19 protein-coding genes are annotated in these 20790 nt (G+C 72.9%); 6 read left to right on the plus strand and 13 right to left on the minus strand.

All coding sequences use genetic code 11. The features are described 5' to 3' along the window. Positions 1-66: 66 nt before the first annotated feature. The 5 genes from ACZ6K0_RS24935 to infC form a co-directional block, all read right to left on the minus strand. Positions 67-1326, minus strand: a complete 1260-nt coding sequence (locus ACZ6K0_RS24935) for a sensor histidine kinase (RefSeq protein ID WP_469234607.1) — start codon at positions 1324-1326, stop codon at positions 67-69. An 81-nt stretch (positions 1327-1407) separates the two neighbouring features. Further along, positions 1408-2247 carry a TrmH family RNA methyltransferase gene (locus ACZ6K0_RS24940; RefSeq protein WP_376411421.1) on the minus strand — a complete coding sequence of 280 codons (840 nt, stop codon included), beginning with the start codon at positions 2245-2247 and terminating at the stop codon, positions 1408-1410. Between the two features lie 112 nt (positions 2248-2359). Further along, positions 2360-2746 carry a 50S ribosomal protein L20 gene (gene rplT / locus ACZ6K0_RS24945; RefSeq protein ID WP_024760684.1) on the minus strand — a complete coding sequence of 129 codons (387 nt, stop codon included), beginning with the start codon at positions 2744-2746 and terminating at the stop codon, positions 2360-2362. 107 nt (positions 2747-2853) lie between these two features. Next, positions 2854-3048: a 50S ribosomal protein L35 gene (gene rpmI / locus ACZ6K0_RS24950; protein ID WP_024760685.1), complete on the minus strand. Its 195-nt coding sequence runs from the start codon at positions 3046-3048 to the stop codon at positions 2854-2856. A gap of 122 nt (positions 3049-3170) precedes the next feature. Further along, positions 3171-3899, minus strand: coding sequence for a translation initiation factor IF-3 (infC, locus tag ACZ6K0_RS24955; protein ID WP_469234697.1), 729 nt, complete (start codon positions 3897-3899; stop codon positions 3171-3173). Positions 3900-4280: 381 nt separating this feature from the next. Here infC and ACZ6K0_RS24960 point away from each other — a divergent pair, with 381 nt between their 5' ends. Next, positions 4281-4658 carry a DUF1844 domain-containing protein gene (locus tag ACZ6K0_RS24960; protein ID WP_376411425.1) on the plus strand — a complete coding sequence of 126 codons (378 nt, stop codon included), beginning with the start codon at positions 4281-4283 and terminating at the stop codon, positions 4656-4658. A gap of 83 nt (positions 4659-4741) precedes the next feature. On the opposite strand, the gene ACZ6K0_RS24965 is transcribed toward ACZ6K0_RS24960, so the two are convergent. The 3 genes from ACZ6K0_RS24965 to ACZ6K0_RS24975 form a co-directional block, all read right to left on the minus strand. Continuing rightward, positions 4742-5473 carry an SseB family protein gene (locus tag ACZ6K0_RS24965; RefSeq protein ID WP_469234605.1) on the minus strand — a complete coding sequence of 244 codons (732 nt, stop codon included), beginning with the start codon at positions 5471-5473 and terminating at the stop codon, positions 4742-4744. A 113-nt stretch (positions 5474-5586) separates the two neighbouring features. Then, positions 5587-6726, minus strand: coding sequence for a type VII secretion-associated serine protease mycosin (gene mycP, locus ACZ6K0_RS24970; protein WP_469234695.1), 1140 nt, complete (start codon positions 6724-6726; stop codon positions 5587-5589). 122 nt (positions 6727-6848) lie between these two features. Beyond that, positions 6849-8363, minus strand: a complete 1515-nt coding sequence (locus ACZ6K0_RS24975) for a hypothetical protein (protein WP_469234603.1) — start codon at positions 8361-8363, stop codon at positions 6849-6851. Between the two features lie 123 nt (positions 8364-8486). Here ACZ6K0_RS24975 and ACZ6K0_RS24980 point away from each other — a divergent pair, with 123 nt between their 5' ends. Both ACZ6K0_RS24980 and fabV read left to right on the plus strand, forming a co-directional pair. Then, on the plus strand, positions 8487-9689 hold the full coding sequence (locus ACZ6K0_RS24980; RefSeq protein WP_469234601.1) for an amino acid deaminase/aldolase: 1203 nt from the start codon (positions 8487-8489) through the stop codon (positions 9687-9689). A gap of 237 nt (positions 9690-9926) precedes the next feature. Next, positions 9927-11138, plus strand: coding sequence for an enoyl-[acyl-carrier-protein] reductase FabV (gene fabV / locus ACZ6K0_RS24985; RefSeq protein ID WP_376411436.1), 1212 nt, complete (start codon positions 9927-9929; stop codon positions 11136-11138). Here fabV and ACZ6K0_RS24990 read toward each other — a convergent pair. The 4 genes from ACZ6K0_RS24990 to ACZ6K0_RS25005 form a co-directional block, all read right to left on the minus strand. Further along, complete coding sequence (locus ACZ6K0_RS24990) at positions 11135-12382, minus strand: HAD family hydrolase (RefSeq protein ID WP_469234599.1); 1248 nt, start codon at positions 12380-12382, stop codon at positions 11135-11137. The genes fabV and ACZ6K0_RS24990 overlap by 4 nt on opposite strands. An 81-nt stretch (positions 12383-12463) precedes the next feature. Further along, positions 12464-13252, minus strand: coding sequence for a 3-oxoacyl-ACP reductase (locus ACZ6K0_RS24995; protein WP_376411442.1), 789 nt, complete (start codon positions 13250-13252; stop codon positions 12464-12466). A gap of 6 nt (positions 13253-13258) precedes the next feature. Continuing rightward, positions 13259-14614 carry an aldehyde dehydrogenase family protein gene (locus ACZ6K0_RS25000; protein WP_376411445.1) on the minus strand — a complete coding sequence of 452 codons (1356 nt, stop codon included), beginning with the start codon at positions 14612-14614 and terminating at the stop codon, positions 13259-13261. Positions 14615-14644: 30 nt separating this feature from the next. Continuing rightward, positions 14645-16009, minus strand: coding sequence for a glutamine synthetase family protein (locus tag ACZ6K0_RS25005; protein WP_469234596.1), 1365 nt, complete (start codon positions 16007-16009; stop codon positions 14645-14647). A 90-nt stretch (positions 16010-16099) separates the two neighbouring features. On the opposite strand from ACZ6K0_RS25005, the gene ACZ6K0_RS25010 reads away from it, so the two are divergent. From ACZ6K0_RS25010 to ACZ6K0_RS25020, 3 genes are all read left to right on the plus strand, one after another. Continuing rightward, the gene (locus ACZ6K0_RS25010) at positions 16100-16828 is read left to right on the plus strand and encodes a FadR/GntR family transcriptional regulator (protein WP_056650167.1); all 729 of its coding nucleotides are present in this window, start codon (positions 16100-16102) and stop codon (positions 16826-16828) included. A 112-nt stretch (positions 16829-16940) separates the two neighbouring features. Then, positions 16941-18398 carry an ethanolamine permease gene (eat, locus tag ACZ6K0_RS25015; RefSeq protein ID WP_469234594.1) on the plus strand — a complete coding sequence of 486 codons (1458 nt, stop codon included), beginning with the start codon at positions 16941-16943 and terminating at the stop codon, positions 18396-18398. Positions 18399-18432: 34 nt separating this feature from the next. Beyond that, positions 18433-19122, plus strand: a complete 690-nt coding sequence (locus ACZ6K0_RS25020) for a gamma-glutamyl-gamma-aminobutyrate hydrolase family protein (RefSeq protein ID WP_469234592.1) — start codon at positions 18433-18435, stop codon at positions 19120-19122. A gap of 144 nt (positions 19123-19266) precedes the next feature. Here the strand turns inward: ACZ6K0_RS25020 and ACZ6K0_RS25025 are convergent, their stop codons facing one another. Beyond that, positions 19267-20724, minus strand: coding sequence for a purine-cytosine permease family protein (locus ACZ6K0_RS25025; protein ID WP_469234590.1), 1458 nt, complete (start codon positions 20722-20724; stop codon positions 19267-19269). Positions 20725-20790: the final 66 nt, after the last annotated feature.

The following is a 20790-nucleotide window of genomic DNA, read 5'->3' on the forward strand; positions in this document are numbered from 1 at the left end:
GTCGAGTCTAACGGGGCGCTCGGACGGTCATGAGCCCGTGGGCAGGCGGGGCGGCCTCTGATCTCGTCAGATGAGATGGGCCGGCGTGCCGACGGGCAAGGTAAATCGGAACTCGGCCCCGCCCCGGGGGCCCCGTCCGACGGTGATGGTGCCGCCGTGGGCCTCGACGATGCCCTTGACGATGTAGAGGCCGAGGCCGGTGCCGCCGCGTTTGCTGCCCCGCCAGAAGCGGGTGAAGACGCGGCTCATCGACGCTTCGGGGATGCCGGGGCCCTCGTCGCTCACGGTGACCTCCGTCCCCTCTTCTCCGTCGTCGCCCGCCGTACCGGGTCTCACCTCGATGGTGACGGTTCCGTCGCCGTGGCGCACCGCGTTTTCCAGGAGGTTGCCGAGGATCTGGTCGATCTTGTCGGGGTCGGCCCAGAGCGCGGGCAGCTGCGGCCTGATCCGTACGAAGAAGCGGTCCGGGGACTGGCCGCCAGTGGTGTGGACCTGGATGTGGCGCCCGATGGCGGCGGCGAGGTCGACGGGCTGGCGGCGCACCTCCAGGCGGCCCGAGTCGATCCGGGAGATGTCGAGGAGTTCGGCGATGAGGCGCTTGATGCGGCCCGCGTCGGCGTCGACGGTCTCCAGCATGAGCCGCTTCTGCTCGTCGGTGAACCGCTCCCACTTGTCGAGGAGGGTGGCGGTGAAGCCCTTGACGGAGGTGAGCGGGGAGCGCAGCTCGTGGGCGACGGTGGCGATGAGCTCGGCGTGGCTGCGCTCGGTGCGGCGGCGGGCGTCGGTGCCGCGCAGCGAGACCACGACGCGGCGGACGGGGCCGGTGGGGTACTCGCGGACGTACCGGGCGGAGACGAGGACCTCGCGGCCGCCGGGGAGCAGCAGATTGCGCTCGGGCTGGCCGCGGCGGGTGGCGAGTCCGCCGTACGGGTCGGTCAGGGTCCACCAGCGACGCCCCTTGAGGTCCTCCAAGGGGAGGGCCTGGTCGAGGGAGAGGCCGAGGGCCCGGTCGGCGGGTACGGCGGTGATGCGGCCGGCCGCGGCGTTGAAGCAGACGACCCGGCCGGTCTCGTCGGCGACGACGAGGCCGTCGGGCAGGTCGTCGGGGTGGACTCCCGCGAAGGCGGAATCGGAACCGGAACCGGCTTCGACATCGGCATCGACAGCGACAGCGACAGCGACAGCGGCATCGACAGCGGTACGGGGACCGGAGTCGGTACCGGTGGCGCGGGGCCCGTCGGCAGGTGTACGGGCGGCCTCGGGCCGCTCCGGGGCGTGCGGCGCGTCGCTCCGTGCCTGTGCGGGACTGTCCGTGCCGAGCGTCATCCCCGTACCCCACCTCTCCGTGTAGCGCAGTGGGCCCCCGAGTGCGTCACTCTACTGGGCGCAGATGCCGGAATGGACCCCTCAGGCGGAGGTTCGGGGGCGCTGCGCGCGGGCGGAGGCGTACAGGCAGACGGCGGCGGCGGTGGCGAGGTTGAGGCTCTCGGCCTTGCCGTGGATGGGGACGCGGACGACGGCGTCGGCGAGGGCCCTGGTCTCCTCGGGCAGGCCCCAGGCCTCGTTGCCGAAGATCCAGGCGGTGGGCCCGCCCATGGTGCCGGCGTCCAGTTCGTCGTCGAGGTCGTCCTGACCCGCTCCGTCGGCGGCGAGGATCCGTACGCCCGCGCTCTTGAGCCCGGCGACGGCCTGTTCCACGGGGACGCCGACGGCGACCGGCAGGTGGAAGAGCGAGCCGACGGAGGCCCGGACGGACTTGGGGTTGTAGAGGTCGACGGAGGCGTCGGTGAGGACGACGGCGTCGGCTCCGGCGGCGTCGGCGCAGCGCAGCACGGTGCCGGCGTTCCCGGGGTCGCGGACGTGGGCGAGGACGGCGACCAGCTTGGGCTTGGCCGCGACGATCTCCTCGAAGGGCGAGTCCAGGAAGCGGCAGACGCCGACGATGCCCTGCGGGGTGACGGTCTGGGAGACCTCGGCGAGGACGGCGTCGGAGGCGTGGTGGACGCGGGCTCCGGAGGCGAGGGCGGCCTCGATGATCGGGGCGTACCGCTCGGCGGCCTCGACGGTGGTGAAGAGCTCGACGAGGGTGGGTTCGCCGCCGGCCCCGCGGTGCTCGACGGCCTCACGGACGGCCTGCGGGCCCTCGGCGATGAAGAGGCGGTCCTTGCCCCGGAAGTTGCGCTTGGCGAGCCGCCGGGCGGCGACGACGCGCGGGGAACGCGGGGAGATCAGCTCGGGGGTGACCATGAGGTGCGGCGGTTCTCTCTTCGAGGGGGACGGCGACTTCGGGGGCCGACGCACCCGGACCCGCAGGCGCACGCGCCTGCGGGTCCGGGCAGAGGTACTGCGGCCTGGAAGATCAGGCGGCGGCCTTCGGGGCGTTGACGTCGGCCGGCAGAGCCTTCTGCGCGACCTCGACCAGCGCGGCGAACGCGTTGATGTCGTTGACGGCCAGCTCGGCGAGGATCTTGCGGTCCACCTCGATGTTGGCGGCGTTCAGACCCTGGATGAGGCGGTTGTACGTCATGCCGTTCTGACGGGCAGCGGCGTTGATGCGCTGGATCCACAGACGGCGGAAGTCGCCCTTGCGCTTCTTGCGGTCGTTGTAGTTGTAGACCAGGGAGTGGGTGACCTGCTCCTTGGCCTTGCGGTACAGGCGCGAACGCTGACCGCGGTAGCCGGAGGCCGCCTCGAGGATCGCCCGGCGCTTCTTGTGGGCGTTGACTGCCCGCTTGACGCGTGCCACTTGTTAACTCCTTGTAGCGGGGTCGTGGTGGTCCTCACACGACCCGAAAAACGAATGGATCCCGGTCTGAGCCGGATGCCCCCGTCGCCGAGGGCGGGAGATCAAGATCAGATGCCCAGCATCTTCTTGATCTTGGCGGCGTCACCCGGGGCCATCTCGGCGTTGCCGGTGAGGCGACGCGTCAGCTTGGACGACTTGTGCTCGAGCAGGTGGCGCTTGCCGGCGCGCTCGCGCATGATCTTGCCGGTGCCGGTGACCTTGAAGCGCTTCTTGGCACCGGAGTGCGTCTTGTTCTTCGGCATCGCGCCGTATCTCCTCGTCAGTGGCGCTCCCCCGGTGCGGACACCGGACTGCGGGAGCGTCAATTCTTAGTTTTGGTGGTTCCGGGCGGGTCCCGGGGCTGCCTGGGTGGCAGCCCGTCGGGTCACGCCTCGGGGTTCTCGACCGGAGCGTCGGCCGGAGCCTCGGCGACCGGAGCCTCGGCGACCGGAGCCTCGGCGACCGGAGCGTCGGTGGCCGGAGCCTCCTCGACCGGAGCCTCGTCCGCCTCGACCTCGTCGGCCGCCTCGTCGGCGGCGACGCCCTGGCGCTCGGCCTTGCGTGCGGCCTGGGCCTCACGCGCCTCGGCCATGGCCTCGGTCTTCTTCTTGTGCGGGCCGAGAACCATGATCATGTTCCGGCCGTCCTGCTTCGGGTTGGACTCGATGAAGCCAAGCTCCTCGACGTCCGACGCCAGCCGCTGAAGCAGCCGGAAACCAAGCTCGGGGCGGGACTGCTCACGACCACGGAACATGATCGTGATCTTGACCTTGTCGCCCTGCTTGAGGAACCGGACGACGTGACCCTTCTTGGTGTCGTAGTCGTGCGGGTCGATCTTCGGCCGGAGCTTCATCTCCTTGATGACCGTGTGCGCCTGGTTCTTGCGCGCCTCACGGGCCTTCATGGCCGACTCGTACTTGAACTTCCCGTAGTCCATGAGCTTGCACACGGGCGGACGGGCGGTCGCCGCTACCTCGACCAGGTCGAGGTCGTACTCCTGTGCGAGCTCCAGGGCCTTGGCAAGCGGAACAATCCCGACCTGCTCGCCGCTGGGTCCGACAAGTCGCACCTCGGGAACGCGAATCCTGTCGTTGATGCGGGGCTCGGCGCTGATGGATCCTCCTAGGTAGCACCACGCGACCGCCTGGCGGACGGACGCGCAACGTCTGTTTCACTGAGACCAACCGAGCCGGCGCATAAAAAACGCCCCGGACGGGACACAGGCGGGGCTCCACGGAAATACCGGAGCACCGTCGCGATCAACCGCGGGGCGCAAACTCGGGCGGTTCCATCGTCCGTACGGAACGATGGGGACCACCTGACCGGTGACCCGCCACCCGTGAGGGTGGTCAGGTGGGAGTACGGAGCCTCCACTTGTGGGCCGGGCACATAGGTGTCCGGCCGGTCGTTACACAAGGTTAGCAGGACCCGAGCCCGTACGCGAACGGGGACGGCGGCGACGGGAAGACGCGCCGGTCGGCTTATCGTGTGAGGCATGAGCGAGACGCCCCAGAACCAGTCCGCGGACTCCCCCGAATCCCCCGACTTCGACGCCATGACCCGCGACATCGCGGAGGTCCCCGCGGTCGAGGTGATCGTGACGGTCGCCGTCAACCTGATGAGCGCCGCCGCGGTGAAGCTCGGGCTCACCGAGGAGGGCGACAAGTACAAGGACCTCGACGAGGCCCGCAAGCTGGTGCACGCGCTCGCGGGCCTGCTGGACGCCGGCGCGACGGAGGTCTCCTCCTTCCACGCCGCTCCCCTGCGGGACGGCCTGAAGTCCCTCCAGCTCGCCTTCCGCGAGGCGTCCCTGATCCCGGACGAGCCGGGCCAGGGGCCGGGCGAGAAGTACACGGGGCCTGTGTACGGCTAGTCCGGGGGTACGGGGGTCGCCCCCCGGAAGAGCAGTCACCGGACCGGTGTACGGCTCGGACTTGCTTTCAGTACTTCAACGCTTCAACGCTTCACGTAGAAGGGCTCGCCCGGAGGCGTGGCCGAGGCCGGCAGCAGTGCCAGGTCGAGGCCCCGCACCAGGCGGGCCCTCAGTGTTTCGTCGGCGGCCAGGGCGCGGGCCACGCGCTGGGCGGCCTCCACCGCGGCGGTGTCGCCGTCGAGGACCAGGGCGAGCGTGCCGTCGGCGGTGCCCGGGCCCAGGTGCGCGCGGAGGACCGCGGGCTCGGCCGCGACGGCGGCCCGTACGGCCTCCCGTACGGCCGGGTCGTCGAGCGGGTCGGCGCTGGAACGGCCCTCGGCGAGGGCGAGCAGCGCCGGTCCCGTCAGCTGGTACGGCACGGGGCCCGCGAGGTCCAGGACGACGGTGTCGGCCTTCTCGTGCGCGGCGGCCTGGAGCGCCTGGTGGAGCGGGACGGCCACGGGCCGGGCCTCCGGGTCCCACAGGGCGAGCGAGGCGATCGAGGTGAACGCGGGCAGGGCCCGGCGGTCGCCGGCGGTGAGGGTGGGGACCGCCATGTCGCTGGTCTTCTCGCGGCGCAGGCCGTTCTCGTCGGTCTCGACCTCGCCGAGGACGGCGACCACGGGGACGAGCAGCCGCGCGCCCTTGAGCGCGTCGAGGATCGGGCCGTGCGCGGTCCTGTCCTCCGCCCAGGCCGCGAGGGCCGCGGCGAGCCGCGGGTCGGCGGTGCCGTCGTCGTCGGAGAAACCGGGGTCCGGGATGTTCTTGAGCGCCACGCACCGAGCCTAACCGTCGGCGGCGGCCGTCCCGTCCGCCGGGTCCTCGACGTCGACGTCGACGCCTGTGACTGCGTCTGCGTCTGCGTCTGCGTCTGCGTCTGCGTGGGACGTCAGCGGGTGCGCCGGGTGCGTCCGAGCGCGACGGCGGTCAGGAGCAGCAGGGCGCCGAGTCCGCCGGCGGCGGGGGCGAGCAGACCGAGGGGGCGGCTCTCCTCGACGGGCGTGGTCGGGCCGGGGCCGAAGTACCGGCCCCGGTAGCCGGTGGTGGCGTTCTTGGGGTCGCCGCCCTTGCGTGCGGCGCCGGCCTCGATGGCGGCCGCCGGGTCGACCGTCCCGTACCCCTTGGAGTCGCTGCGGCCGCCCTTGGGACGGTTGCGGGCGGTGTCGATGAGGAGCTGCTTGATCTGGGCCGGGGTGAGGTCGGGGTGGGCGGACCTGACGAGGGCGACGGCGCCGGAGACGAACGCGGCGGCGGCGCTGGTGCCCCAGCCCTCGTAGTAGCGGCGGTCGGGGTCGGCGATGACGATGTCGTCGCCGGGGGCGCTGACCGTGGCGTACCAGCGGCGGGTGGAGAACGAGGCGTGGGTGCCGTAGCGGTCGACGGCGGTGACGGCGATGACGCCGGGGTAGGCCGCGGGGTACGAGATGTGGTCGCCCTTCTCGCCGCCGTTGCCGGCGGAGGCGACGACGGAGACGCCCTTGGCGAGGGCGTACTGGACGGCGGCGTCCTCGCCCGCGTCGGCGTGGGCGGACTTGGAGTCGTCGCCGAGGGAGAGGTTGATGACGTCGGCGCCGTGGTCGGCGGCCCAGCGGATGCCCTCGGCGAGGGCGGTGCCGCGGGTCTTGCGGGCCTTGTCGCGGGACTTGTCGGCGCTTTCGAGGATGACCCGGACGGGCAGGATCCTGACGTCGGGGGCGATGCCGAGGACGCCACTCTCGTCGCCGGGGCCGTGGCCGTGTCCGGCGATGATGCCGGCCATGGCGGTGCCGTGGCGGGCCCAGGCACGGTCGCCCTTGGAGGCGCCGAAGCCGATGAGGTCGTGGCCGGGGAGGACGGAGCCGGCGAGGTCCGGGTGGCTCGCGTCGACGCCCGTGTCGAGGACGGCGACCGTGATGCCCTTGCCCTTGGTGGTGCTCCAGGCGTCCGTGGTGTGCAGGGCCTCCAGGCCCCACTGGCGGGCGCGGATGGTGTCCGCGTGGGCGGGGGCGGTGGTCGCGGGGAGTACGGAGAAGGCGGCGGCGAGGAGCACGGCGGTGGTCGCGCGGGCGGGGGTGGCCGTCCGCGCGGGAGTGGTCGCCGGGGCGAGAGCGGTCGCTGGGGCGGGGGTGGTCGCCGGGGCGGGAGTGGTCGCCCGGGCCGGGGTGGGGCGGGTCACCGGGCGTTCTCCTTCTCCTTGACCGCCGCGGCGACGGTCTTGCGCAGCAGCGCTTCGAAGCGTCCCGTGATGCCCTTGGCCTCGTGGCCGAGGCCGGACTGGGCGGTGGCGTCGGTACGGCCCCGGGTCATGGCCCGGTCGGCGGGCTGCGGGCGGTCGACGGCCCGGCCGTCGGCGAAGCCGGAGACGGCGGTGACGACGACGGGGAGGTCGGCGGGGGCGCTCAGCCACCAGCTCGCGCGCTGCCGGGCGCCGAAGCGGGCCGCGACGGTGGAGGGGCCGGAGAGGGCCGGGGGAACGTCCTCGCCGAGACGGGCGGTGAGGCCGCCCTGGCCGAGGGTGCGCTGCGCGTCGGCGTCGGCGCGGGTGAAGACGAGGCCGACGGTGATCACGCTGCTGGCGGTGGCGTCGGTGTACGTGGCGCGCAGGACGCGCTCGCAGCCGAGCGGCGTGAGGGTGGCGAGGAGGCCCTTGGCCAGGACGGCGGGCGAGCAGCGGGTGTCCGGGGCGACGACGATCCGGGTCCAGATGCGGTCGGCGGCGCCGGGCCCCGCGCCGGGGCCGGCGAGGGTGCGGGGGAAGAGGGTGTCGACGGGGGCGTTGTGCCAGAGGTCCTTCGCGTCGGTGTACCCGGCGGGTTCGGCGGGCCCCGCGGGGTCGGTGGAGGCCAGCCATATCCCGGCGAGGGCGCCGCCGATGAGGCCGACGCCGAGGACGACACAGGCCGTGACGGCGAGGACGCGCCCGGTGCGGCGCTCGCGTACGGGCCGCAGCCGGGTGGTGGTCTCGACGGGTGCCTCGGGCGGCAGGGCGCCCGCGAGCCCGTTCCCGTACGCGGGCCTCGACAGGTGAGGCGAGCGGGCCGTGTCACGGATCGGCCGGAGCCGGGTGGTGGTCTCCACCTCGGGCAGGTCGCCCGCTCCGTGCGGCGCCGCCCAGGCGCGGGCGGGCGCGGGCGCCTGACGGGGCGGCAGCGGCGCGGAGGCCGAGCCTGCGCCCGTACGGGGGCGCGGCGGGGCCGCGGTCGGCTTGGGGGGCGTGGGGGCGGCCGGGCGGGTCGGGGCCGGGGGGTACGCGGGCGCCGGGGTACCCGTCGCCGTGGGCGCCTTCGGCGCGGCTGCCGTCGCGGGGCGCGGCATGGGCTGTGGGCGACCGGTCGCCGTGGGGCGCTCGGGGGCCACCGGAGAGGCCGGGGAGGCCGGAGGGGCCGGAGGGGCCGGGCGCTGCGGCGCCGCAAGGGGCGCGGGTGCCGGGGCCCTGCTCGCGGCGGGGGTCTCCGGGGAGGCCGGGCGGCGCGGGGCCACCTGCGGCGCGGGGGCCGGGGCCCTGCTCGCCGTGGGGCGCTCGGGGGGCTCCGGGGAGGCCGGGCGGCGGGTGGTCGCCGGCGGTGTCGGTGCCGGGGTGCCCGTCGTCGTCGGTGCCTTGGGGCCCGGCGGTGCCGGGGGTGCGGGTGGGGTCGGCAGGAGGGCGTCGGTGATGCGGGACGTGGGGCGCGGGTGTTCGCTGGTCATCCCCGTCCCCCGCTCGTGTCGACAATGCCCGTCACTCTACGGGCTGTTCCCCGCCGTACGGGAACCCGGGCGGACCGCGGCCGGGGGCTACCCACCCGTATACCTGTCTGGCAAGCTCGGGCCATGACTCCCCGCGCCGCCGACCGGGCCCGTTACGACCGTGCCACCGCTCATCTCGACGCGCCCGTGGCGATCGTCGACCTGGAGGCCTTCGACGACAACGCCGCGGATCTCGTCCGCCGGGCCGCCGGCAAGCCGATCCGTGTCGCGAGCAAGTCCGTGCGCTGCCGCGCGCTCCTGGAGCGGGTGCTCGCGCGGGACGGGTTCGCCGGGATCATGTCGTTCACGCTCGACGAGTCGCTGTGGCTGGCGCGTGCCGGGTTCGAGGACGTGCTGCTCGCGTATCCGTCGGCGGACCGCGCCGGCTTCGCGGAGCTCGCGCGGGACCCGAAGCTCGCCGCCGCCGTGACCGTGATGGTCGACGACGTCGCGCAGCTCGATCTCATCGACGCCGCCCGCGCGGGCGGGGCGGAGGAGGTCCGGGTCTGTCTGGAGATGGACACGGCGCTCCAGCTCCTCGGCGGGCGGGTACGGGTCGGGGCTCGGCGTTCGCCGCTGCGCACCCCCGCCGACCTGGCCGAACTGGCCCGTTCCGTGGTGCGGCGCCCGGGTTTCCGGCTGGTCGGGATCATGGCGTACGAGGGGCACGTCGCCGGCGTCGGCGACGCGGTCGCGGGCCGGCCGCTGCGTTCGCGGGCGATCCGGCTGATGCAGTCCGCCGCCCGCCGGGAGCTGGCGGAGCGCCGGGCGGCCGTCGTCCGTGCCGTACGGGCGGTGGCGCCGGACCTGGAGTTCGTGAACGGCGGCGGCACCGGAAGCGTCCAGCACACGGCCGCCGAGGACGCGGTGACGGAGATCGCCGCCGGTTCGGGGCTCTTCGTGCCGCGTCTCTTCGACAACTACACGTCCTTCAGCGGGCGTCCGGCCGCGCTCTTCGCGCAGCCCGTCGTCCGGCGCCCCGGCGTGGGCGTGGTGACCGTGCTCGGGGGCGGCTATCCCGCGTCCGGGGTGGCGGGCCCGGACCGACTGCCCGTGCCGTATCTGCCGGAGGGGCTGCGCTACGACCCTCAGGAGGGTCCGGGCGAGGTCCAGACCCCGCTGCTCGGCTCGCCGGCCGACGACCTGCGGATCGGCGACAAGGTGTGGTTCCGGCACGCGAAGGCCGGTGAACTGTGCGAGCGGTTCGACCGGCTGAGCCTGGTCGAGGGCGACCGCATCACGGCCACCGTGCCGACCTACCGGGGGGAAGGGCAGACCTTCCTCTAAGGCCTGTCCGGCGAATTGGGCCCCGCGACCCCGGCCATGATCCGGCCTGATCGACAAGACACCCCCTAGCCTCTCCGGCGGCGGAGTGCGGCTGGTGAATCCCTCCAAAGTCCGGCCGGGGATCCTTGTGCCGGTCAAGATCACCATGTGTGTCCCGACGGCCGCAGACTGGCGGGACGGGGTGGCCGAGGCGGCCGCCTCGTCCTTGTCGTGACGACACACCTGGGGGACCACACCGTGAGCGAACGCGTCATCGCGCCCAAGAGCCGGGGCTTCCTGTTCCTCGATTCCCACCCCGACGGCTGCGCCCGGCTGGTGGACGAGATGTGGCAGGCCGTCCCCGCCGCGGTCGATGCCGAGGCCGAGCGGCCGGTGGCTCTGGTCATCGGCTCCTCCGCCGGGTACGGCCTGGCCGCCACGATCGCGGGCCTGGCCCGGGTCGGCATCCGCGGCATCGGCGTGTGCTTCGAGAAGGCGCCCGCGCGGCGCACCGGCACGGCCGGCTGGTACCGCACCGCCGCCACCGCCCGGCTCGCCCGGCAGCACGGGCGGGACATGGTCTTCCTCAACGGCGACGCGTTCGGCGACGCGATGAAGGAGCAGGTCGCCGACCTCTTGGCCGAGCGGTTCGGCGGGCGGCTCGACTACCTGATCTACTCGGTGGCCGCCCCGCGCCGCACCGACCCGGACACCGGCGACGTGTACGCCTCGGTGCTCAAGCCGATCGCCGAGCCGTACACCACCAAGACCCTCGTCTTCGACGACTCCGGTGCCCCGGAGGTGAAGGAGGTCACCACCGCGCCGGCCGAGGGCGACGACATCGAGCAGACCGTGGCCGTGATGGGCGGCGCCGACTGGGAGCGGTGGATCACGTTCCTGGCCGACCGGTCCCTGCTCGCCGACGGCTTCACCACCGCCGCCCTGTCCTACATCGGTTCGCCGCTCACCGCGGCGATCTACCGGCAGGGCACCATCGGCGCCGCGAAGGCCCACCTGGAGGCCACCGCGCGCACGTTGGACGAGCGCCTCGGCAAGACCGTGGGCGGCCGGGCCGTGACCTCGGTCAACGCCGCAGCCGTCACCCAGTCCTCGACCGCCATCCCCGGCATCGCCCTGTACGTGGGGCTGCTGCGCGGTGTCCTCGGCGACGGCATGGTGGCCCCGATCGGTCAGCTGGTGGAGCTGTGGGACCGGCTGACCGGCGCCCGCCCCCTCGACCTCGACGACGAGGGCCGGGTCCGTCTCGACACGTGGGAACTCGACCCCGCCGTGCAGGACGCCGTCGCCGCGCGCTGGTCCACCGCCACCAGCGACACCATCACCGGGCTCGCCGACCTCGGCTGGTTCGGCGACGAGGTGCGGCGCCTCTACGGTTTCTCCGTCCCCGGCGTCGACTACACCGCCGCCGTCGAGACCGACGTCCCCTGGCCCGCGGCCGGCAGCGTCTAGAAGACGGTGTCCCGCTGGTCCGGGATCACCGTGCCGTCGGTGCGGCGGACCGGTTCCGCCGCACCGTCGCCCGCCGTGTAGCCGGTCGTGGCGCAGGGGTACGGGGTGGCCTTCTGCCGCTTGGGCTCGATGAACATGGGGTTGACGAGCCAGCGGCCGTCGCCGTTCTCGTAAGCCCGGCACATGAGTTCGTTCTTGTTGCGGTTGAGGACCAGCCGCAGGCCGGTCGCGTCCCGCAGGAACGAGATGTCCGTGTCGGAGTCCCCGGCGGCGAACACCTGGCGCCGGGAGGCCGGCTGGACGCGTTCGGCGGCGGGTCCGCGCACGCCGAGGATCTCCTGGTTGATCCAGCAGCGCTTGCCGTCGACGTAGGTGATCATCTCGTCCTCGCCGTCCCGGACCGTTCCGCAGCCCTTGAGGTGGGCTGTGAGGCGGCCGTGTTCGGTGGTGTTGCGGATGCCGAGGGTGTGGGAGGGGTCGACGCCGACGCCCTTCGCCCAGACGTCGACGACGGGTTCGGGTGAGGCGGAGACGATCCAGACGTCGAAGCCGGCGGCCCGGAGGGTGCGGATGAGGTCGCGCTGCTGCTCGTAGTAGCGGACCCAGCCGGTGACCCGGGCCGTGCCGACCTGCTGGGTGGCGCCCTGTGGGGCGGCGAGGTTCTCGGCGCGGGCCGCGGCGGCGAAGGACTCGGCCTGGCGGGTGGTCCAGCCGCGCAGGAGCTGGGCGAGCCAGGCGTACTGGGGTTCCATGCGGCGGTGGTCGTAGCCGGCGAAGGCGGTCCTCCCGCCGGTGGTGGTGCCCGAGCCGTAGACGGCGAGGAGCTCGTCGGCGCAGCGGGTGTCGGTGGCCGTGGGGAGGGTGCGGACGCCGGTGGGACAGGCCTCGCCGAGGGCGGTCGCGGCCTCGGGGGTGAGGTGGCGGCTGGTGGTGGACCAGTCGCCGTTCCGGGGCGGGCGGATGCGGTCGTTGCGGAGGAGCCAGTAGAAGGTGGCGTCGCCGACGTCGTTCTTGATGACGGTGTTGTCCCAGTCGAAGACCGCGACGGGGTTCTTTCCTCTGTCGTGGCAGTGGTCGGCGATCAGCGCGTCGACGCGCGCCTTGTTCTCGCCGTACCAGCCCTCGGAGATCTTCAGGGTGGGGCAGCCCGCGGGCTTCGCCTCGGCCTGGGTGGCGGAGACGAGGCCGGTCGTCGCGAGGACGAGGGCGGCGGCGGCCGCGGACGTACGGAGTCGGTGCTGCACGGTCACTCTCCAGGTCGGTACGCGGAACAGCCGGGCGCCTTGCGACGCCCGGCTGCCGGGGGGAGGTGGGGCGGGTGGGGTCTAGAGCGGGGTGACGTACGCGCCGGAGATGCCGCCGTCGACGACGAAGTCGCTGGCGTTGACGAACGACGAGTCGTCGCTCGCGAGGAACGCGACGGCGGCCGCGATCTCGTCGGCCTCGGCGAAGCGGCCGACCGGGATGTGCACGAGGCGGCGCGCGGCCCGCTCGGGGTCCTTGGCGAACAGCTCCCGGAGGAGCGGGGTGTTGACCGGCCCGGGGCAGAGGGCGTTGACCCGGATGCCCTCGCGGGCGAACTGGACGCCCAGTTCGCGGGACATGGCGAGGACGCCGCCCTTGGAGGCCGTGTACGAGATCTGGCTGGTGGCCGCGCCCATGATCGCGACGAAGGAGGCGGTGTTGATGATGGAGCCCCTGCCCTGGCGGCGCATGTAGGGGAGGGCCGCCTTGCAGCACAGGAAGACGGAGGTGAGGTTGACGTCCTGGACGCGCTTCCAGGCCTCCAGGCCGGTCTCCAGGATGGAGTCGTCGTCGGGCGGCGAGATGCCGGCGTTGTTGAAGGCGATGTCGACGGAGCCGTACGTGTCGAAGGCGGTCTTGAAGAGCGCCTCGACCTGCTCGGGGTCGGTGACGTCGACCTGGACGAAGGTGCCGCCGACCTCCTCCGCCGCGGCCTTTCCTGCGGTCTCGTCGATGTCGCCGCAGACGACGTTCGCGCCCTCGGAGGCGAGCCGCCGGGCGGTGGCGAGTCCGATGCCGCTGCCGGCTCCGGTGATGACGGCGGTACGGCCGACCAGGCGGCGGCAGACGATCTCTTCGGTGCTGGTCATGGGTGCTCAGGCCTCCGTGCTGATGAAGACGTTCTTGGTTTCGGTGAAGGCGGTCAGGGCGTCGGGGCCCAGTTCGCGGCCGAGGCCGGACTGTCGGTAGCCGCCGAACGGAGTCCAGTAGCGGACGCTGGAGTGGGAGTTGACGGAGAGGTTGCCGGCCCGGACGGCGCGGGAGGCGCGCAGGGCGCGGCCGACGTCCCGGGTCCAGATCGAGCCGGAGAGGCCGTACTCGGTGGCGTTGGCGAGGCGGATCGCGTCGGCCTCGTCGTCGAAGGGCAGGACGACGGCGACCGGGCCGAAGATCTCCTCGACGGAGCAGGGGGCGTCCTCGGGTACGCCGGTGAGGACGGTCGGCGGGAACCAGAAGCCGGGGCCTTCGGGGGCCTTGCCGCGGATGCCCTGGAGGTCCTCGGTGACGTACGAGCGGACGCGGTCGAGCTGGGCGCGGGAGATGAGGGGGCCCATCTGGGTGCGCTCGTCGAGCGGGTCGCCGACGACGATCTCCTCGATCGCGGGGGTGAGGAGCTCCAGGAAGCGGTCGTACGCGCTCCGCTCGACGAGGATGCGGGTGCGGGCGCAGCAGTCCTGGCCGCTGTTGTCGAGGAAGGCCATCGGGGCGGCCGCGGCGGCGGCCTCGATGTCGGCGTCGGCGAAGACGATGTTGGGGCTCTTGCCGCCGAGTTCGAGGGTGAGCCGCTTCACCTGGTCGGCGCACTTGGCCATGATCGATTTTCCGACCCTGGTGGAGCCGGTGAAGACGATCTTCGCGATGCCGGGGTGCTCGACGAGGGCGTTGCCCGCGACCGGGCCCGTGCCGGGGAGGACCTGGAAGAGGCCCTCGGGCAGGCCGGCCTCCAGGGCGAGTTCGGCGAGGCGGAGCGCGGTGAGGGGGGTGGTCTCGGCGGGCTTGAGGATCACCGCGTTGCCGGCGGCGAGGGCGGGTGCGGTGGCCCAGGCGGCGATCGGCATGGGGAAGTTCCAGGGCGCGATGACGCCGACGACCCCGAGGGGTTCGAGGATCGTGACGTCGAGGCCGCCGGCCACCGGGATCTGACGCCCGTTGAGGCGCTCCACTCCCCCGGCGGCGAAGTCGAGCAGGTCGCGGACGTTGCCGGCCTCCCAGCGGGCGTTGCCGAGGGTGTGCCCGGCCTCGGTGACCTCCAGGCGGGCGAGTTCCTCGACGTGCTCGTCGACGACGGCGGCGAAGCGGCGGAGCAGCCGGGCGCGGTCGGCCGGCGCGGCGGCGGCCCAGCCGCGCTGGGCGGCGGTGGCGCGCGCGACGGCGGCGTCGACGTCGGCGGGGGTGGCGGCGGGGACGGTGGCGACCAGCTCCTCCGTCGCCGGGTTCAGTACCTGGAGCAACTCGTTCTTCTCTCTTGTCGCACGTGCCGGTCAGAGGCGTTCGAAGGAGCGGCGCAGTTCCCAGTCGGTCACCGCGGCGTCGAAGGCGTCGAGTTCGACGCGGGCCATGTTGCGGTAGTGGGCGACGACCTCGGCGCCGAAGGCGGCCTTGGCGATCTCGCTGGTCTCCCAGAGTTCGGCGGCCTCGCGCAGGGTGGTGGGGACGTGCGCGTACTCGGCGGTGTAGGCGTTCCCGGTGCAGGGCTCGGGCAGTTCGAGGCGCTGCTCGATCCCGTACAGGCCGGCGGCGACCAGGCCGGCGACGGCGAGGTGGGGGTTGACGTCGCCGCCGGGGAGGCGGTTCTCGAAGCGGGTGGAGCGGCCGTGGCCGACGACCCGGAGGGAGCAGGTGCGGTTGTCGTGGCCCCAGGCGACCGCGGTGGGGGCGAAGGAGCCGGGCTGGAACCGCTTGTAGGAGTTGATGTTCGGGGCGTAGAGGAGGGAGAAGTCGCGGAGGGCGGCGAGCTGCCCGGCGAGGAAGTGCCGCATGGTCTCCGACATGCCGTGCCGGTCGTCCCCGGCCATCACGTTCTCTCCGTCGGCGTTCTGGAGGGAGAGGTGGATGTGGCAGGAGTTGCCCTCGCGCTCGTTGTACTTCGCCATGAAGGTGAGCGAGTAGCCCTCCTGGGCGGCGATCTCCTTGGCGCCCGTCTTGTAGACGGCATGCTGGTCGCAGGTGACGAGGGCCTCGTCGTACTTGAAGGCGATCTCGTGCTGGCCGGGGTTGCACTCGCCCTTGGCGGACTCGACGGTGAGTCCGGCGGCGGTCATCTCGTTGCGGATGCGGCGCAGGAGGGGTTCGATGCGACCGGTACCGAGCACGGAGTAGTCGATGTTGTACTGGTTGGCGGGGGTGAGGCCGCGGTAGTTCGCGTCCCAGGCCTGCTCGTAGCTGTCCTGGAAGACGATGAACTCGAGCTCGGTGCCGACGTGGGCCGTGAAGCCGTGCTCGGCGAGGCGCTCCAGCTGGCGGCGGAGGATCTGGCGGGGGGCCGCGACGACCGGGGTGCCGTCGGCCCAGGCGAGGTCGGCCGTCACCATGGCGGTGGCCTCGTTCCAGGGGAGGCGGCGGAGGGTGGTGAGGTCGGGGTGCATCGCGAAGTCGCCGTAGCCGCGGTCCCAGGAGGACATCTCGTAGCCCTCGACGGTGTTCATCTCGGTGTCGACGGCCAGAAGATAGTTGCAGCCCTCGGTGCCGTGGCCGAGGACGTCGTCCAGGAAGAACTGCGCGGCGAACCGCTTGCCCTGGAGCCGTCCCTGCATGTCGGGGAAGGCCAGGACGACGGTGTCGATCTCGCCGCTCGCGACGAGGGCACGCAGCTCCTCGACGGAGAGCGGGGGTGTGCGGTCTGCCACGGGATTGCTCCTCCTTCGGCCTGCCGGGAGCCATAAGGTATTGCCGAAGACCATTGCTTGGGAAGTGCTGGAGAAGGGGAAACGAGGAACGTGGCCAGTACGAGTGAATCGGCGGACCGGCTGACGCCCGTGCTGCGGCCGGTGCGGGCGGGCAACGGCTTCGAGGAGGCGCTGCAGCAGATCCTCCAGGTCGTGCGGCTCGGTCTCGTGCCGGGCGGGGAGCGGCTGCCCGCCGAGCGGGAGCTGGCCGACCGGATGGGGATCAGCCGGGTGACCCTGCGCGAAGTGCTCAAGGTCCTCCAGGAGCAGGGGCTCGTCGAGAGCCGGCGCGGCCGGTACGGCGGGACGTTCGTCCTGCCCCGCGTGCAGACCGCCGACGAGGACGAGCTGCGCCGCCGGATCGCCTCGGTCGACATGGAGGACACCCTGCGCTTCCGTGAGGTGCTCGAGGTGGGGGCCGCCGGGCTCTGCGCGGCCCACGGGCTCGACGCGGCGGGCGCCGAGCGGCTGCGGGCCGCCGTGGCGGCGACCCATGACGCACCTTTGGCCGAATACCGCCGCCAGGACACCCTGCTCCACCTCACGCTCGCCGAGCTCTCCGGCTCGCCGACGCTGACCGCCCAGTACGCCGCCGTACGGGCGACGGTGAACGACCTGCTGGACTGCATCCCCCTGCTCGTCCGCAATCTGGAGCACTCCCAGCACCAGCACACCGCACTGGTGGAGGCGGTCCTCGACGGGGACGCGGACGCGGCGCGCGAGGTGATGCGGGAGCACTGCGCGGGCACGGCCGCGCTGCTGCGGGGGTTCCTGACGTAGGGAAGGGGTACGCGTAACCCGAAAGTAACGCACGGGGGTTGCGCATCCCGTACGGGCGCCGCAAAGGTATGGCTCCAATCCATTGGGCCCGTTGCGGGGAGCTGACGCTGCCATGACGCTCGAAGACACCACCGGAAACACCTCCGGCGGCACCACCCCACCGAAGGACGACTATCTGGAGCGCCGCGCGCTGCGCCGCGGCAGCGCCGGCTGGCTGCTGCTCACCGGCCTCGGCGTCGCCTACGTCGTCTCCGGGGACTTCTCCGGCTGGAACATCGGTCTGTCGAAGGGCGGCTTCGGCGGACTCGCCGTCGCCACCGTCCTCATGGGCGCGATGTACGCGTGTCTGGTCTTCGCGCTGGCCGAGCTCTCCGCCATCCTGCCCACGGCGGGCGGCGGCTACGGCTTCGCCCGCCGGGCGCTCGGCACCTGGGGCGGGTTCCTCACCGGCACCGCGATCCTCATCGAGTACATCCTGGCGCCCGCCGCGATCTCCATCTTCATCGGCGACTACGTCGAGTCCCTCGGCCTCTTCGGCCTGGAGTCCGGCTGGCCGGTCTACCTCGTCTGCTTCGCGCTCTTCATCGGGATCCACCTGTGGGGCGTGGGCGAGGCGCTGCGCTTCAGCCTGATCGTGACGGCGATCGCGGTCGCCGCGCTCGTCGTCTTCGCACTCGGCGCGTTCACCGACTTCCACGTCGACGGCCTGAACGACATCCCGGTCGACGCCGAGGCCTTCGGGTCGAACTCCTGGCTGCCCTTCGGACTCCTCGGGATCTGGGCCGCGTTCCCCTTCGGCATGTGGTTCTTCCTCGGCGTGGAGGGCGTGCCGCTCGCCGCCGAGGAGGCGAAGGACCCGGTGCGGTCGATGCCGAGGGCCCTCTCCCTCTCCATGGGGATCCTGGTGCTGCTCGCCGTCGTGACCTTCCTCGCCGCCACCGGCGCGCGCGGCTCGGCCGCCGTCCAGGAGGCGGGCAACCCGCTCGTCGTGGCGCTCCAGGGCGACGGGGAGCCGACGGCGCTCAGCCGGTTCGTGAACTACGCGGGCCTCGCGGGCCTGGTCGCCTCCTTCTTCTCCCTCATCTACGCCGGATCGCGCCAGCTCTTCGCCCTCTCCCGGGCCGGCTACCTGCCCCGCTTCCTCTCCCTCACCAGCCGCCGCAAGTCGCCGTACCTGGGGCTGCTCATCCCGGGCGCGATCGGCTTCGCGCTCGCCGCCGGGACCGGGAACGGGGCGCGGATGCTGAACATCGCGGTCTTCGGCGCCACCATCTCGTACGCCCTCATGGCGCTCTCCCACATCGTGCTGCGGCGCCGCGAGCCCGGCCTGCACCGGCCGTACCGGACGCCCGGCGGGATCGTGACCTCGTCCGTCGCCTTCGTCCTGGCCCTCTCGGCGCTCGTCGCGACCTTCCTGGTGGACCGGACGGCGGCGTTCATGGCACTCGGGGTGTACGTGATCGCTCTCGCCTACTTCGCGTTCTACAGTCGGCACCACCTGGTGGCCGGCGCGCCGGAGGAGGAGTTCGCGGCGCTCGCCGCGGCCGAGGCCGAGCTCGCACGCGACTGACGCATCGACTCACCGACGCTCCTGGAGGAAGCACGTGTCCCAGCCGCTCATCGGCGTGACCACCTATCTGGACCAGGCCCGTTGGGGGGTGTGGGACATGCAGGCCGCCTTGCTCCCCGCGCCGTACCCGCGACTCGTCCGGGAGAGCGGCGGGCTCGCCGTGATGCTGCCGCCGGACGAGCCGGCCGCCGCGGCGGCGCTCGTCGCCCGGCTCGACGGCCTGGTCGTCGCGGGCGGGGCGGACGTCGAGCCCGTACGGTACGGGGCCGAGCCCGACCCCCGTACCGGACCGCCGGCCCGCGCCCGTGACTCCTGGGAACTGGCCCTGATCGACGCGGCGCTGGCCTCCGGCACCCCGCTGCTCGGGATCTGCCGGGGCATGCAACTGCTGAACGTCGCGCTCGGCGGGACGCTGATCCAGCACCTGGACGGGCACGTGGAGGCGGTCGGGGTGATCGGCCGGCACGCGGTCAAGCCGGTGCCGGGCACGCGGTACGCCTCCCTGGCGCCCGAGCTGACCGAGGTCCCGACCTATCACCACCAGGCCGTGGACCGGCTCGGCGCCGGGCTCACGGTCTCGGCCCACGCGGAGGACGGCACGGTGGAGGCGGTGGAACTGGCCGCCCCCGTCTGGGCCCTCGGCGTGCAGTGGCACCCGGAGATGGGCGAGGACCTGCGGGTGATGCGGGGACTCGTCGAAGCGGCGGCGGCCGCCGGGCGGTGAGGAGCCGGGCCTCGCTGAGGAGCCGGGCCTCGTCGAGGAGCCGGGCCTCGTCGAGGACCCGGGCCTCGCGTCACTGGCGGGCCGTGTCCGGAACGTAGCGCCGTCTGCCCGCGTCCCCGCCGACCCGGAGGGGCGTACGGCCGTTCACGCGCGTGCCCGGGCGGCGAGCACGGTGGAGTCGTTCCGCATCAGGAGGGCGTAGAGGGCTGCGGCGACCGTCATGCCGACGGGGAGGGAGAGGTCCATGCCGTCCAGCGCTCCGGCGACGGGGCCGGTGTAGAGGGTGTTGACGCAGAGCGCGGCCGAGGTCACGCCCGCCACGACGGCGAGGGCGCCCGCGAGGTTGACGCCGCCCGTGTACCAGAAGGGGCCGCCGGGGGTCTCGTCCGAGAGCGCGGGGCCGTCGTAGCGGCAGCGGCGCAACACGACGTCGGTGGCGTAGACCGCCATGAGGGGGCCGATGAGGACCCCGATCACCTGGAGGGCGTTGCTGACGGTGTCGAGGAAGTTGGAGACGAGCAGCCCGTAGAGGGTCAGGGCCACGGCGACGGCGCCGTCGAAGAGGACGCTGACGGTACGGCGGATGCGGAGGCCGACGGCCTGGAGGGCGAGGCCGGCGCTGTAGGCGGTCAGGGCGTTGATGGAGATCGTGCCGAGGACCAGCGCGAGCAGGAAGACGGGGGTGAACCAGCCGGGCAGGATCGTCTGGAGCGCGTTCTGCGGGTCGGTCATGTCGACGGCGGTCGCGGCGAACGCGCCGAGCGAGCAGACGACGACGCTGGGCAGGAAGGCGCCGAGGGCGGTCCAGGCGACGATCGCCTTCCTCGAGGCCGTGCGGGGCAGGTAGCGGGAGAAGTCGGCACTCGTCGTGTACGAGAGCGGGCCCGAGGCGATCAGCGTGGTGCCCGCGACGAGGAGGGTCCAGAGCGGGGCGCCGCTGAGCCGTTCGGCGGGGGCGTACGAGAAGTCGGCGTGGCGCAGGACGGCGTACGCGACGACGCCGAAGGTCGCGGTCAGGGCGAGGGTGATCGGCAGGTACAGCTTGATGATCAGGGCGTGCCCGTAGACGCTGATGGCCAGGGTGAGCGCGGCGATGACCACGATCACGGCCACCTTGACGGGGGTGCCGGCCGTGATGCCGGTCTTCTCGACGAGGGCGAAGGCGGCGGTCGCCGCGGCGGCGAGGTTGAGGGCGAAGTAGCAGACCGAGACGAGCCAGCCGCCGACCGCGTTGTTCACGCGGTTGCCCAGGACGCCGTAGACGGCGCGGGTGATCACCTCGCTGGGCGCGCCCGCGGCGGGGCCCGAGGTGGCGAGGAGGCCGGTGAGCAGCCAGAAGAGGTTGCCCACGACGATCACGGCGACGGCCTGCCAGAGGGTCAGGCCCATGAGGACGAGGGCGCCGCCGATGACGAGGCTGAGGTAGTTGACGTTGGCCGCCGCCCACACGGAGAAGAGCTCGCGGGGGTGTCCGTGGCGTTCGCTGTCGGGGATGTGATCGATGCCGTGGGCCTCGATGCGGCCGGGTCTGTCGGCGGCGGCCGACGGGGTGACCCGGTCGCCCTGGGAGCGGGGGATCGGGTCGGGGATCGTGGAAGCCATGCGGCCCTCCGGATGCTGGCGGTGCCCACCAGGCGCTCGTTCGCCGCCCGCCTGGTTGCTTATTGG

The organism is Streptomyces sp. NPDC042346, assembly GCF_055581845.1.